General features: G+C 67.4%; 4 protein-coding genes. 3 read left to right on the top strand and 1 reads right to left on the bottom strand.

Annotated elements, in window-relative coordinates:
• The coding region (locus A5747_RS22140; protein WP_142245687.1) for a non-ribosomal peptide synthetase at nucleotides 1-7,913 on the top strand (7,913 nt) is incomplete at its 5' end.
• 7 nt (nucleotides 7,914-7,920) lie between these two features.
• Here A5747_RS22140 and A5747_RS22130 read toward each other — a convergent pair.
• Nucleotides 7,921-8,577 carry an isoprenylcysteine carboxylmethyltransferase family protein gene (locus A5747_RS22130; protein ID WP_076128338.1) on the bottom strand — a complete coding sequence of 219 codons (657 nt, stop codon included), beginning with the start codon at nucleotides 8,575-8,577 and terminating at the stop codon, nucleotides 7,921-7,923.
• 172 nt (nucleotides 8,578-8,749) lie between these two features.
• On the opposite strand from A5747_RS22130, the gene A5747_RS22125 reads away from it, so the two are divergent.
• Together A5747_RS22125 and A5747_RS24680 are read left to right on the top strand one after the other, a co-directional pair.
• Nucleotides 8,750-10,492: an AMP-binding protein gene (locus tag A5747_RS22125; protein ID WP_076128339.1), complete on the top strand. Its 1,743-nt coding sequence runs from the start codon at nucleotides 8,750-8,752 to the stop codon at nucleotides 10,490-10,492.
• A gap of 604 nt (nucleotides 10,493-11,096) precedes the next feature.
• On the top strand, nucleotides 11,097-15,824 hold a 4,728-nt coding region (locus A5747_RS24680), incomplete at its 3' end, for a non-ribosomal peptide synthetase (protein ID WP_142245686.1).

Below are 15,824 nucleotides of genomic sequence, written 5' to 3'. Positions count from 1 at the left end.
ACCAGGACGCCGGCGGTTACCGCGCCCCGGCCACCCCCACCGAGGACATCGTCGCCGGCATCTACGGCCAGGTCCTTGGCCTGGAGCGGGTCGGGGTCGACGAGTCGTTCTTCGAGCTCGGCGGGGACTCGTTATCCGCGATGCGCGTGGTCGCGGCGATCAATGCCGCGCTGGACGCCGGACTTTCGGTGCGCGCCTTGTTCGAGGCACCCACGGTGGCCGAATTGGCGCCCCGCGTCGGTGCGGCGGGCGCGGCCGGGCTGGAACCGTTGGTCGCCGGCGACCGGCCGGCGGTGATCCCGCTGTCGTTCGCCCAGAACCGGTTGTGGTTCCTCGACCAGCTACAGGGGCCGTCGCCGGCCTACAACATGGCGGTGGCCCTGCGGCTGTGCGGGCCCCTCGACGCCTACGCCTTGGGTGCGGCCGTCGCCGACGTGATCGACCGCCACGAGAGCCTGCGGACATTGTTTGCCGCATCCGGGGGGATACCGCGGCAGCGGGTGATGCCCGCCGAGCGGGCGGACTTCGGCTGGCAGGTCGTGGACGCGACCGGTTGGCCGGCGGCCCGGCTGGAAGAGGCCATCGGTGCCGCGGTCCGTCACACGTTTGATCTCGCGACGGAAATCCCTTTGCGGGCAAGGCTTTTCCGGGTATCAGACGACGAACACGTGCTGGTGGCCGTGGTGCACCACATCGCCTCCGACGGGTGGTCGGTGAACCTGCTGGTCCGTGATCTGGGTGTGGCATACGCCAGCCGCTGCGCCGGACAAGCTCCCGACTGGGCGCCGTTGCCCGTGCAATACGTCGACTACACGCTATGGCAGCGCAGCCAGCTCGGCGAACTCGACGACCGGCACAGCCGCATCGCCGACCAGCTCGCCTACTGGGAAGACGCCCTCGCCGGCATGCCCGAGCAGTTGCAGCTCCCCACCGACCGCCCCTACCCGCCGGCCGCCGATCAGCGCGGCGCCACGGTCCCCGTGGACTGGCCCGCCGAGCTACAGCAGCAAGTCGCCCGGGTGGCCCGCGAGCACAATGCGACAAGCTTCATGGTCGTCCAGGCGGCCCTCGCGGTGCTGCTGTCCAAGCTCAGCGCCAGCAACGACGTCGCCATCGGGTTTCCGATCGCCGGGCGCCCCGATCCCGCGCTGACCGAGCTGGTCGGTTTCTTCGTCAACACCCTGGTGCTGCGCGTCGACCTGGCCGGGGACCCCACCGTCCCCGAGCTGCTCGACCGGGTGCGGGGACGCAGCCTGGCCGCCTACGAACACCAAGACGTGCCCTTCGAGGTGCTGATCGAGCGGCTCAACCCCGCGCGGAACATGGCCCGCCATCCGCTCGTCCAGGTGGCGCTGGCCTGGCAGAACAACGAGCCCGCCGAGCTGAATCTGGGCGACCTGCGCGTCACCCGGATGCCGGTGGATGCCCACACCGCCCGCATGGATCTGGTGTTCGGCTTGACCGAACGCTGGACCGAGGCCGGCGAACCCGCCGGGATCGGCGGGGAAGTGGAGTTTCGCACCGACGTGTTCGACGCGGCCAGCATCGAGGCGTTGATCGAGCGGCTGCGCGCGGTGGTGGCGGCGCTGACCGCCGACCCCACGCGGCGGGTGTCGTCGGTGGATGTGCTCGGCGCCGGCGAGCTGGCCCGGCTCGACGAGTGGGGCAATCGCGCGACGCTGACCCGCCCCCTGCCCGCGGCGGTCTCGATTCCGGCGTTGTTCGCCAACCATGTGGCGCGCACACCCGACGCGGTCGCGATCAGCGGTGGGCAGCGGCCGTGGACCTATCGCGAGTTGGACGAGGCATCAAACCGGTTGGCGCACTTGCTTTCCGGCCACGGCGCGGGCCCCGGACAATGCGTGGCTTTGCTGATGCCGCGGTCCGAGCAGGCGGTCGTGGGGATTGTGGCCGTGCTGAAGACGGGGGCGGCCTACGTGCCGATCGACCCGGTGGTGCCGGACGCCCGGGTGCAGTTCGTGCTCGGCGATGCCGCGCCCGTCGCCGCGATCACCACCGCCGAGCTGGCCGGCCGGATGGACGGGCTTGGCGTTCCGGTGGTCGACGCTGACGACCCGCGCATCCAGACGTATCCAGCCACGTCGTTGCCGACACCGTCGCCGGCGGACTTCGCCTACCTGATCTACACCTCGGGCACCACCGGCGTGCCCAAGGGCGTGGCGGTCACCCACGGCAACGTCACGAGGCTGCTGGAGCCGTTGGATTCCGGCCTACCCGCGTCGGGGGTATGGCCGCTGTGTCACTCCCTGGCCTTCGACGTATCGGTGTGGGAGATCTTCGGTGCGCTGCTGCGCGGCGGCCGAGTGGTGGTGGTGCCCGAAGAAGTGACCGCCTCACCAAAAGACTTCCACGACACGCTGATCGGTGAGCGGGTCAGCGTTTTGACCCAAACCCCGTCGGCCGTTGCGGCGCTGTCACCCGAGGGGCTCGACGCGGTGGCGCTGGTGATGGCCGGCGAGGCGTGCCCACCCGAGGTGGTGGATCGCTGGGCGCCGGGGCGAGTGATGATCAACGCCTACGGACCCACCGAGACGACGATGTGCGTGGCGATCAGCGCCCCGCTCACCGCGGGTTCGGGTGGGCCGCCCATCGGGTCGCCGGTCGACGGGGCGGCGTTGTTCGTCCTCGACGGCTGGTTGCGGCCGGTGCCCGCGGGGGTGGTCGGGGAGCTTTACGTGGCCGGTACCGGTGTGGCCACCGGGTATGTCGGCCGGCCCGGGTTGACGGCGACGCGGTTTGTGGCCTGCGCCTTCGGGGGGCCGGGAACACGCATGTATCGCACCGGGGACCTGGCGTATTGGCGAGCCGATGGCCAACTGCAATACCTCGGCCGCGCCGACGAGCAGGTGAAGATCCGCGGCTATCGCATCGAACTCGGCGAAGTCCAAACCGCGCTGGCCAACCTGGACGGGGTAGAGCAGGCGGCGGTGATCGCCCGCGAGGACCGCCCCGGCGACAAGCGCCTGGTGGGTTATGTCACCGGCAGCGCCGATCCGGCCGCGGCGCGCGCCACGCTGGCCGAGCGGCTTCCGGCCTACCTGGTGCCCGCCGCCGTCGTCGTACTGGACGCCCTGCCGCTGACGTCCAACGGCAAGCTGGACACCCGTGCCCTGCCGGCACCTGACTACCAGGATGGCGAGCACTTCCACGCCCCGACCGGGCCCATCGAGGAGATCCTCGCCGGCATCTACGCCCAAGTGCTCGGGCTCGACCGGGTCGGGGTCGACGACTCGTTCTTCGACCTGGGTGGGGATTCGCTGTCGGCGATGCGCTTGATCGCCGCGATCAACACCGCCTTGGACGCCGGCCTCGCGGTGCGCAGCGTGTTCGACGCGCCCACGGTCGCCGAGCTGGCGCCGCGGATCGGCGCCGAGGAGGGTGGGCTGGATCCGTTGGTGGCCGGCCCGCGGCCCGCGGTGGTGCCGTTGTCGTTCGCCCAGTCCCGGTTGTGGTTCCTGGACCAGTTGCTGGGTCCGTCGCCGATCTACAACATCGCGGTGGCGCTGCAGCTGCGCGGCCAACTCGACGCCGACGCGTTGGGCGCGGCGCTGGGCGATGTGGTCGGCCGCCACGAAAGCCTGCGCACATTGTTCCCGGCGCCCGAGGGGATCCCGCAGCAGCTGGTGATCCCGGCCGATCGGGCCGACTACGGGTGGCAGGTCGTCGACGCGAGCACGTGGTCGCAAGACCGGCTGGCCAAGGCCATCGAGGAGTCCGCCCGTTACACGTTCGACCTGACGGGCGAAATACCTTTGCGGGCAAGGCTTTTCGTCGTCAGCCCGGACGAACACGTGCTGGTGGCCACGATGCACCACATCGCCGCCGACGGCGTGTCGCTCATGCCCCTGGTGAGCGATCTGGGGGTGGCCTACTCCGCCCGCTGCGCGGCGCAAGCCCCCGGCTGGCCCGATTTGGCGGTGCAGTATGTCGACTACACGCTGTGGCAGCGCACCCAGCTCGGTGAGCTGACAGACCCGCACAGCCGCATCGCCGCGCAGCTGGAATTCTGGCAGGAAGCCCTCGCCGGCATGCCCGAACGCCTGGCGCTGCCCACCGACCGGCCCTACCCACCGGTGGCCGACTACCGCGGTGCGAACGTCGCCGTGGACTGGCCCGCCGAGCTGCAACAGCGGGTCGCCCGGCTGGCCCGCGAGCACAGCGCGACCAGCTTCATGGTGATGCAGGCCGCCCTGGCGGTGTTGCTGTCCAAGCTCAGCGCCAGCCCCGATGTGGCGGTGGGGTTCCCGATCGCCGGGCGGCGCGACCCCGCGCTCGACGAGCTGGTCGGCTTTTTCGTCAACACCCTGGCGTTGCGGGTGGACCTGACCGGCGACCCCACCGTCGCCGAGGTGTTGGCCCAGGTGCGCCAGCGCAGCCTGGCCGCCTACGAACACCAGGACGTGCCCTTCGAGGTGCTGGTGGAGCGGCTCAACCCCACCCGATCGCTCACCCATCACCCCCTGGTTCAGGTGATGTTGGCCTGGCAGAACCTTGCCGGGCAGGACAACGGCCCCGCCGCCGCGCTGGCCCTGGGCGATCTGCAGGTCGCCCCGCTGCCGGTGGACACCCACACCGCCCGCATGGATCTGACATTTTCCCTAGGTGAACGCTGGACCGATGCGGGTGAGCCCGCCGGGATCGGCGGGCAGGTGGAATTCCGCACCGACGTCTTCGATGCCGCCAGCGTGGAGGTGTTCGTCGAGCGGTTGCAGCGGGTGCTGGACGCAATGGCCGCCGATCCCGCCCAGCGGTTGTCGTCGATGGAGCTGCTCGATGAGGCCGAGTACGCCCGCCTGGACGCGTGGGGCAACCAGGCGGTGCTGACCCGCCCGGCAACGCCCGAGCTGTCGATTCCGGCGTTGTTCGCCACCCACGTGGCAAGCAACCCCGCGGCGGCGGCGTTGGTCTGCGGGCGGCGGTCGTGGACGTATCGCGAGTTGGACGAGGCGTCGAACCGGTTGGCGCACTTGCTTTCTGGCCACGGCGCGGGCCCCGGCGAATGTGTGGCGTTGCTGTTCAGCCGCTGCGCCGAGGCGATCATCGCGATGTTGGCGGTGCTGAAGACGGGGGCGGCGTACCTGCCGATCGATCCGGCGCACCCGCGGTCGCGGGTGGAGTTCATGCTCACCGACGCCACGCCGATCGCCGCGGTCACCACCGCGGGGCTGGCCGATCGGCTGGCCGGATGCGACCTGGCGGTCATCGACGTCGACGACCCGGCGATAGCCGCCCAGCCCAGCAGCGCGTTACCCGGCCCGGCGGCCGACGACCTCGCCTACATCATCTTCACCTCCGGGACGACCGGTGTGCCCAAGGGCGTGGCCATTACGCATCGCAACGTCACCCTGCTGGCCGACTCGCTCGACGACACCGGCCTGCCACCGGGACCCGAGCGGGTGTGGTCGCAGTGGCATTCCTACAGCTTCGACATTTCGGGCTGGGAGATCTTCGGCGCCCTGCTGCGTGGCGGGCGGCTGGTCGTCGTGCCCGAATCGGTGGCCAGCTCGCCCGAAGACTTCCACGCCTTGCTCGTCGACGAACGGGTCAATGTGTTGAGCCAAACCCCGTCGGCCGTTGGGGCATTGTCGCCGGAGGGTTTGGATTCGGTGGCCTTGCTGGTCGGTGGCGAGGCCTGCCCGGCCGAAGTGGTGGACCGCTGGGCGCCCGGGCGGGTGATGATCAACGAATACGGCCCGACCGAGACGACGATGTGGGTCGCGATCAGCGCTGCGCTGACGCCCGGGTCGGGCGTGGTCCCGATCGGGTCGCCCCTGCCGACGGCGGCTTTGTTTGTCCTCGACGCATGGTTGCGGCCGGTGCCGGCCGGAGTGGTCGGCGAGTTGTATGTGGCCGGCGGCCAGGTCGGCTGCGGGTATTGGCGCCGGGGCGGGTTGACCGCGTCGCGGTTCGTGGCGTGCCCGTTCGGCGGGCCCGGGACACGGATGTACCGCACCGGCGACCTGGTGTGCTGGGGACCCGACGGACAACTGCAATATCTCGGGCGCACCGACGAGCAGGTGAAGATCCGCGGGTATCGCATCGAACTCGGTGAGGTGCAGGCGGCGCTGGCGGCGCAACCCGGGGTGCGGCAGGCGGCGGTGATCGCCCGCGAGGACCGCCCCGGGGATAAGCGCCTGGTCGGCTATGTCACCGGGACCGCCGATCCGGCCGCGGCCCGCGCCCAGCTGGCCGAGCGGCTCCCCGCGTACATGGTGCCGGCGGCCGTGGTGGCGGTGCAGGCCCTGCCGCTGACCGTCAACGGCAAACTCGACACCCGCGCCCTGCCGGCACCCGAATACCAGGAGGGTGATCGGTACCGAGCGCCGTCCACTCCCACCGAGGAGATCCTCGCCGGCATCTACGCCGAGGTGCTCGGCGTCGACCGCGTCGGGGTCGACGAGTCGTTTTTCCACCTCGGTGGGGATTCGCTTTCCGCGATGCGGGTGATCGCCAAGATCAAAACCGCCCTGGATACCCACCTGTCGGTGCGCGTCTTGTTCGACGCGCCGTCGGTCAGCGGCCTGAGCCAGCAGGTCGGCCGGCATGCCGGCGCGGACGGCTTCACCTCCGTGCACGGCCGCGACGCCATCGAGGTGCACGCCGCCGACCTCACGCTGGACAAGTTCCTCGACGCCACGACGCTTTCCGCCGCCCCGTCCCTGCCCGGCCCCAGCGCCGAGGTGCGGACGGTATTGCTCACCGGCGCAACCGGTTTCGTGGGGCGCTACCTGCTGCTGGAATGGCTGGAGCGGATGGAGCTGGTCGACGGCACGCTGATCTGTTTGGTGCGGGCCGAATCCGACGAGGACGCGCGACGCCGGCTCGTCAAGGTCTTCGACCGCGGCGATCCGGATCTGCTGTGGCGATTCCAGGACCTGGCCCGTGATCATCTGCGGGTGATCGCGGCCGACAAGGCCGAAGCCAACCTCGGCCTGGACGAGCAGGCCTGGCAGGGGCTGGCCGACACGGTCGACCTGATCGTCGATTCCGCGGCCATGGTCAGCGCCGTCTTGCCCTACAGCGAGCTGTTCGGGCCCAACGTCGCGGGCACCGCCGAGTTGATCCGGTTGGCGCTGGCCACCAAACTCAAGTCCTACATCTACGTGTCGACCGTCAACGTGGGCGACCAGATCGAGCCGTCGGCGTTCACCGAGGATGCCGATATCCGGGTCATCAGCCCCACCCGAACCATGGACGGCAGCTACGCCAACGGCTACGGCATCAGCAAATGGGCCGGCGAGGTGCTACTGCGCGAGGCCAACGATCTGTGTGGGCTGCCGGTGGCGGTGTTTCGCTGCGACATGGTCATGGCCGACACCACCTACGTGGGTCAGCTCAACGAGTCGGACCTGTTCTCCCGCATGGTGTTGAGCGTGGTGGCCACCGGTATCGCGCCGCGTTCGGTGTACCGGCTCGATGCCGACGGCAACCGGCAACGCGCGCACTTCGACGGGCTGCCCGTCGGATTCGTCGCCGAGTCGATCGCCACACTGGGAGCCCAGGTGGTCGACGGGTTCGAGACCTACCACGTGATGAACCCGCACGACGACGGCATCGGATTCGATGAGTTCGTCGACTGGCTGATCGAGGCCGGCCACCCGATCCAGCGCATCGACGACTTCGGGGAGTGGCTGCGGCGCTTCGAGGCCGCCCTGCGTGCCCTGCCCGAACGGCAGCGCCAGCACTCGGTGCTGGAGGTACTGCAATTGCTTCTGCGCAATACCCCGGACGTGCACGCGATAGAGCCGGTCCGGGGTTCTCTCGCGCCGACCGACCGATTCCGGGCTGCGGTGCAGGAAGCCAAGATTGGGCCGGACAACGACATCCCGCACGTCTCGCCGCCGATCATCGTCAAATACGTCACCGAGTTGCAGCGGCTCGGACTGCTCTAGCCGGCAATCACCACATGCACGGCACCAGGCGGTAGCGGACCTTGCGCGTGTACTCGCGATACCCGTCCAGCTCTTCGGACAGCAGCTTCTCCTCATCCCGGATGCGCCAGGCGAGCACGCCGAGGCCCGGCAGAACGAACAGCAGCCCCCAATAGGAGCCGAGCGCGAGGGAGAAGCCGATCATCATGATCACGTTGCCGGTGTACATGGGGTGGCGCACCAGCCCGTAGAGCCCGGTGGAGATGACCTTCTGGCCGGCCTCCACCCGGATCGTCGCGGCCGCATGGCTATTCTGGACGACCACCAGCATCATCACGCCCAGCCCGACGGCTACCAGGACATCACCGGCCAGGCAGACCGCGGCCGGGGCCCGCGACCAGCCGAAGCGATGGTCGAGGGCGCTCAGGGCGAGCATCGCCGCCAGCGACGACCACGAGGCCGCCATCACGACCTTCTGCGTCGTTCGCGTCTCCGCCGCCGGTCCTCCACGCATCCGGCGTTGTAGCGCAACGGGATTCGTGCGCAGTAAGTAAAGGCTGGGGAGCCACCCGGACAGGGCGAACACCACCAGGAAAACCCATGCCTGCCAGTAGTCGAACGTGAAAGCCGCCGTGAATAGGATCACCCCGAACACGACGGGCTCAACAAGCCCCAATGCCAACATTTTTGGAACGGTGGTCACGCATCCTCCTGCCGTGGGCTGCCGCGGGCGCCAGTTTTCGCACGGTGTTCGTACTGTAGGCGATCGGTGTGTGTCCGGCGGTCGGCTACACCTGAACAGGTACAGCGACTTGCCGGGTTTTGTCCCCGACGGTGGCGGCGACGACGGTAATCTGATGACCGTGGAGGGGACTTCCGTTCCGGCTGTGCTGCGCGAACGCGCCAGCCTGCAGCCCGATGACACGGCGTTCACGTTTGTCGATTACGACCAGGACTGGAACGGCGTGGAGGAAAGCCTGACCTGGTCGCAGCTGTATCGGCGAACACTGAACGTCGCACGGGCGCTCGAAGATTGCGCGTCGACGGGTGACCGCGCCGTCATATTGGCACCCCAGGGGCTCGACTACATCGTTGCGTTTCTCGGCGCGTTGCAAGCGAGGCAGCTCGCGGTTCCGCTTTCGGTTCCGCTAGGTGGCGTCAGCGATGAGCGCGTCAGCTCGGTACTGCGCGACACGTCGCCGACTGTCGTCCTCACCACGTCCCCTGTCGCGGGCAAGGTTGCCTATTATGCGACGCGGTCCGCGGAATCAGTTCCCACGATCGTTGAGGTTGACCGGCTGGATCTTGACGCTCCGGCAGGATCGGGCGCCCGGCGCGAGACCTATCCGGATGTGGCGTATCTCCAATACACGTCGGGGTCGACCCGTCAGCCGGCCGGAGTCATGATCTCGCACCACAACTTGCTGGCCAATTTCGAACAGCTGATGTCCGACTTCTTTGTGGATTACGGACGGGTCCCGCCGGCCGACGGCTGTATTGTGTCGTGGCTGCCGTTGTATCACGACATGGGTTTGGTCCTGGGGGTATGCGCGCCGATTCTGGCGGGGGTCGGCACCGTGCTGACGAGCCCGGTGGCGTTCCTGCAACGACCGGCCCGCTGGATGCAATTGCTGGCGAACAACCACCATCCATTTTCGGCGGCGCCGAACTTCGCCTTCGAATTGGCGACACGAAAAACCTCGGACGAGGACATGGCCGGATTGGACCTGGGGGAGGTGCTGGTCATCCTCAGCGGTAGCGAACGGGTGCACCCCGCGACGCTGCGGCGTTTCACCAATCGGTTCGCGCGTTTTAACTTGCCCGACAACGCGATACGGCCGTCGTATGGGCTCGCCGAGGCAACGGTGTATGCGGCGACCCGCACTCCTGCCCAGCCACCCGAGATCGTCCACTTCGAATCCGAGAAGCTGTCCGCCGGCCATGCGGAGCGTTGCGCTAGCGGGACCGGTACACCGCTAGTCAGCTATGGGGTGCCGCGGTCACCGACGATTCGCATCGTCGATCCCGACACGTGCGTCGAGTGCCCGGAAGGTACGGCCGGTGAGATTTGGATGCACGGCGCCAACATCGCTATGGGCTACTGGCACAAGCCCGACGAGACCGAGCGCACCTTCGGCGGGCGGCTCGTCGCTCCGTCGGCGGGGACGCCCGAAGGGCCGTGGCTCAGAACGGGAGACCGGGGATTCTTCTCCGATGGGGAGCTGTTCATCGTTGGCCGCATCAAGGATCTATTGATTGTTTACGGGCGTAACCACTCACCCGACGACATCGAGGCGACCATCCAGGAGATCACCCGGGGCAGGTGCGCGGCGATAGCGGTTGCGCGCGATCACACGGAGGAGCTCGTGGCCATCATCGAGGTCAAGCGCCGCGGCGATTCCGATGAAGAGGCAGCGGACCAGCTCGTCGCCGTCAAGCGTGAGGTCACCTCGGCCATATCCAATTCGCATGGGCTGGCCCTCGCGGATCTGGTTGCGGTGCCACCGGGTTCGATTCCCATCACCACGAGCGGCAAGGTCAGGCGAGCGGCCTGTGTCGAGCACTATCGACACGGCCGGTTCACCCGTTTGGACGCTTAGGCAATCACCGGGCCCGCGGCTCCGGGCTTCAGGGGGGTGCGCAGACCGCGGTCGCAAACCGGAGGTCACGAGGTGGGTAAGAGATCGTCCAAATGTGTTGTTTTACATGTGTTTTACTGCACGATCGGTTCACCCGTTCGGACGTTCGAGCAACACCGCGGACCGGGGTCCAGCGCGAATTTGTTAGGCAGGCTTGGAGTTCCGGGCTTCAGCTCATTGATCTGCGACTTCGTCCGGCGCTAGCCGACTAAGCCTGGGCTCGCATGGTCCGGCCGCAAACCGGAGGCCGCGTCTTGGGTAGGAGATCGTCGAAAAGTGTTGTTTTACATGTGTTTTACAGCAAGAAACTTTCTCGAAATCCCAACGGACGCGGTAGGCCTCCGTTATGGTTTGGGCCGGGCTTCACTCATTTCGACTAGACGGCCTAGGGGAATTTTGCCGGTGTTCCAGGCGGCTGGCGGATGGTCTCGGGTGAAGAGGATCGCGTCGCGTATCCGGACTACTTCGAAGAGAAAAGGACCGATAGACGGCCGAAAAGTCTGCGCGAGAGGCTGGCAGTGGGCAGGGCTTTTGATAACTAAACCATGCGGGGTGGGGGATTCGGATGGCACTCGATGACCGCGCACTGACGCTGACGCGCGAACCTGATGACCGGGCACTACCGGTAACGCGCGGACAGCTAGACATTTGGCTTGCGCAGGAAACGGGACACTCCGGCACGGAGTGGCAACTCGGTCTGTTCGTGAAAATCGAGGGCACGGTAGAACCCGATGCCCTGCAATGGGCGATCCGTCGAGTAGTGAGCGAGGCCGAACCTGTCAGGGCTGCCATCTTTGAGGTGAATGGCCAGGTTTTCCAAAAGCCGATCGAGTACCCGGATGTGGAGCTCGTCTTCTATGACCTGACTGGTTCGCACAATCCCGTACAAGAAGCGCATCGGATAACCTCATCGATCCAGCGCACCCCGATGCCACTCAGTGGCCCGCTGTTCAAATTCGCATTGCTTCGGACGGCGCCCGAGGAATTCTATTTTTTCGGGTGCGGCCACCACATAGTCGTGGACGGAACCGGGATCGCGCTGGTTGGTCAGCGGATTGCGGCCGTCTACTCGGCGATCGTTTCGGGCGCACCGATTCCTGATGCGTTCTTCGGCTCGCTGCAGGACTTGGTCGAATGCGAGTTGGAATACGAAGCGTCCGACGACTATCTCGAAGATCAGGCCTATTGGACCAGAAACCTTCCCAGCGAAAGCGGGCCGCGCGATCGGTTGCCCGCTGCCGCGGGCGAGCGGGAACCGTATTGGCTTTCCGCGCCGGTTCAATTGGACCCTTTGGTCCTTCGCCGCGTAGAAGAGTTATCCGAGGTGTGGAATGTGCCTCGATCGTCGGTCATCACCGCGGCGTGCGCCCTCTTGGTCCGTGGCTGGTGCGCCGAGGGCCCAGAGGTGGTGTTCGATTTCCCGGTCGCCAGGCGAGTACGTCCGGAATCACGGACGCTTCCCGCAATGGTTGCCGGAATTGTGCCGCTGGTGTTGACGGTTTCGCCGGGATGTACGGTCGCCGGTTTTTGTGAATATGTTGACAAGCGGATACGGGAAGCGCTGCAGCATCAGAGGTTTCCGGTGCAAGCCCTTGAGCGCAAAGCTCGCCCAGGTCAGCCGATCGGCAGGGTGAGCGTTAATTTCATCCCGTCCATATTCACCTTGGCCTTCGGTGGTGCCGCGGCATCGGCCTCATTGACCACTGCGGGCCCCGTGGACGGCTTTGGGCTGTTCTTCTCTGGCGCCGGCGATCGGCTGTTTCTCAGCACGGCGGGCGCTGGGCAGCCATTTTCGAATTTCGATGTCACCGATGTGGCGCAGCGGTTGGAGCGGGTGCTGGCGGCGATGACCGCCGACCCCACGCGTCCCTTGTCGTCGGTGGACTTGCTGGATCCGCCCGAGCAGGCCCGGCTGGAGGGGTGGGGCAACCGGGCGGTGTTGAGCGAGCCGGCGAGCACGCCGACGTCGATCCCGGCGTTGTTCGCCGCGCAGGTGGCGCGCACACCCGAGGCGGTGGCACTGGTATGCGAGGGGTGCTCTTGGACGTACCGCGAGCTTGACGAGGCGGCCAACCGGTTGGCGCACCTGCTGGCCGGCCAGGGCGCGGGCCCGGGTGAGTCTGTGGCGCTGCTGTTTTCGCGTTCGGCCGAGGCGATCGTGTCGATTTTGGCGGTGCTGAAAACCGGGGCGGCCTACCTACCGATCGACCCGGTACTACCGGCGTCCCGCGTCGGGTTCATGCTCGCCGACGCCACGCCGATCGCCGCGATCACCACCGCCGGGCTGGCCGACCGGCTGGACGGCCATCAGTTGCTGGTTATCGACATCGACGACCCCCGCATTGATATACAGCCCAGCACGGCACCGCCGGCGCCGGCTCCCGATGACATCGCGTACGTCCTGTACACCTCCGGCACCACGGGGGTGCCCAAGGGGGTGGCGATTACCCACCGCAACGTGACCCAGTTGCTGGAGTCGTTGGATGCGGGCCTTCCGGCGCCGGGCCAGGTGTGGACGCAGTGGCATTCGTTGGCCTTCGACGTCTCGGTGTGGGAGATCTTTGGCGCGCTGTTCTACGGCGGGCGGCTGGTGGTGGTGCCCGAAGAGGTGGCCCGCTCGCCGGAAGACTTCCACGCCTTACTGGCCGCCGAACACGTCAGCGTGCTAAGCCAAACCCCCTCTGCGGCGGGGGTTTTGTCTCCTGAGGGCTTGGAAGCGGCGCTGGTGGTGGCCGGTGAGGCCTGCCCGGCCGAGCTGGTGGATCGCTGGGCGCCCGGGCGGGTGATGATCAACGCCTACGGCCCGACCGAGACCACGGTGTACGCGGCGATCAGTGCGCCGTTGACGGCGGGTTCGGGGGCACCGATCGGTTCGCCGGTTCCGAGGGCGGCGTTGTTTGTGCTCGATGCGTGGTTGCGGCCGGTGCCGGCGGGTGTGGTCGGTGAGTTGTATGTGGCCGGGGCCGGTGTGGGAGTCGGGTATTGGCGGCGGCCGGGGTTGACCGGTTCGCGGTTCGTGGCGTGCCCGTTCACAGCGGGAACTCGGATGTATCGCACCGGGGATGAGGTGTGTTGGGGCACCGATGGGCAGCTGCGGTATCTGGGGCGTGCCGATGAGCAGGTCAAGATCCGCGGGTATCGCATCGAACTCGGCGAGGTGCGCGCGGCGCTGGCCGGACTGGACGGGGTCGAGCAGGCGGTGGTGATTGCCCGCGAGGACCGTCCCGGCGACAAGCGTCTGGTGGGTTATGTCACTGGCGCGGTTGACCCGGACGACCTACGCAGCCGGTTGGCTGAGCGGTTGCCGTCCTACATGATCCCGGCGGCCGTCGTGGCGCTGGGCAGTTTGCCGTTGACGGTCAACGGCAAACTGGACAAGCGGGCCTTGCCGGCACCCGAGTACACCGATGTCGATCGTTATCGGGCCCCGTCGGGCCCCACCGAGGAGATCCTGGCCGGTATTTATGCGCGGGTGTTAGGGCTTGAGCGGGTCGGGGTCGACGAGTCGTTTTTCGATTTGGGTGGGGATTCGCTATCGGCGATGCGGGTGATCGCGGCGATCAACACCGCCCTGGATGCCGGTCTTGCGGTGCGCACTTTGTTCGACGCGCCCACCGTGGCCCAGTTGGCACCCCGGATCGGTGAGGACGGCGACCGGCGCAAGCCATTGGTTGCCGGCCGGCGGCCCGTGCGGGTCCCGTTGTCGTTCGCCCAGAACCGGTTGTGGTTTTTGGATCGGTTCGAGGGCGGGGTGGCAACCTACAACATGCCGATCGCCTTTCGGGTCAACGGTCCGCTGAATGTCGAGGCGCTCGGGGCGGCGCTGGACGATGTGATCGCGCGCCATGAAGCGCTGCGCACCATCTTTGTTGATCTCGACGGCGTGCCGTGCCAGCAGGTGTTGGCGGCGCGCCCGGGGATGTGGCAACACAAGGGTGCGGTGGTGGTGCCGCTGCCAGAGCGGGACGTCGCCGGCGAGTTGGCGGCGTTGGCCGGGTATCGGTTTGATCTGTCGACCGAGATCCCGATCCGTGCTCAGATCTATGCGACGGGTTCGGAGCGGCATGTGGTGGGAATTGTGGTGCACCACATCGCTTTTGATGGCTGGTCGATGGCACCGATGGTCCGGGATGTGGGCATGGCGTATGCCAGCCGGTGCGCGGGGCAAGCCCCCAGCTGGGCGCCGTTGGCGGTGCAGTACGCCGATTACACGCTGTGGCAACAGGATTGGTTGGGCCTCGAGTCTGATCCCGGCAGCGTGATCGCTGCGCAATTGGCATATTGGCGCCAGGAGCTGGCCGAGCTGCCCGAAGTGGTGTCGCTGCCCACGGACAGGGCGCGTCCGCCGGTGCCCAGCTACCGCGGTGATCAGGTGCAGCTGCGCATCGACCCACGGTTGTGGGCGGGGGTCAAGGACGTGGCGGCGGTGCACAACGCGACGGCCTCGATGGTGTTGCAGGCGGCGTTGGCTGTGGTGTTGCACCGCGCGGGTGTCGGTGAGGACGTGGTGATGGGCTCGCCGATCGCCGGCCGGTTGGACGAGGCGCTCGACGATCTGGTCGGTTTTTTCGTCAACACCTGGGTATTGCGCGTGGCTGTCACTCCCGCGCAGCGGTTTTGCGATGTGCTGGCGCGGGTGCGGCACAAGGCCCTCAATGCCTACGGCAATCAGGATGTCCCGTTCGAGTTGTTGGTCGAGCAGCTCAACCCGGTGCGCTCCACCGCGCATCACCCGCTTTTCCAAGTGGGCATGGTCTTCCAGAACAATGTGCGCCCCGAGGTGGCGCTGGAGGGCGTCGACGTGGAGCCCCTGGCGATGTCTACCGGCACCTCCAAATTCGACCTGGATTTCGATCTCAGGGAGGTGCCCGGCGACGGGGCGGCGCCGATGGCCACCGGAGCGGTGACCTTTGCCACGGATTTGTTCGAGCGGGCCAGCATCGAGCGGTTGGTCGGCTGGTTTGGCCGGGTGATCGAGGCGGTGGTGACCGACGCCTCGGTGACGGTGGGAGAGGTGTCGCTGCTGGATCGCGGTGAGCGTGATCTGGTGCTGCAGCGGTGGTCTGGCGTCGAGGTGGATGCGCCTGTGGGCGTGGCGCCGCAGATATTGGCCGCGGCGGTGGCGGCCGCCGCGGGCGCGCCGGCGGTCATCGACGGCAGCCGCACGATGTCGTATCGCGAGCTTGATGAGTGGTCGTCGCGCTTGGCGCGGGTATTGATCGAGGCGGGGGTCGGTCCCGAGCGCGCGGTGGGCGTCGCGATGGATCGGTGTGCGGAGTTGGTGGTGGCCTGG

The sequence above is a fragment of the Mycobacterium sp. IS-836 genome, from assembly GCF_001954275.1.
GTDB lineage: Bacteria > Actinomycetota > Actinomycetes > Mycobacteriales > Mycobacteriaceae > Mycobacterium.
Note: the sequence above shows the minus strand (reverse complement) of the source record. Positions and strands in the feature narration are given on the sequence as shown.

Bases quoted from the DNA above. Each gene is read 5' to 3' on its own strand.
- A5747_RS22130 (WP_076128338.1), bottom strand. From the start codon at position 8,577: ATGTTGGCATTGGGGCTTGTTGAGCCCGTCGTGTTCGGGGTGATCCTA.
- A5747_RS22125 (WP_076128339.1), top strand. From the start codon at position 8,750: ATGACCGTGGAGGGGACTTCCGTTCCGGCTGTGCTGCGCGAACGCGCC.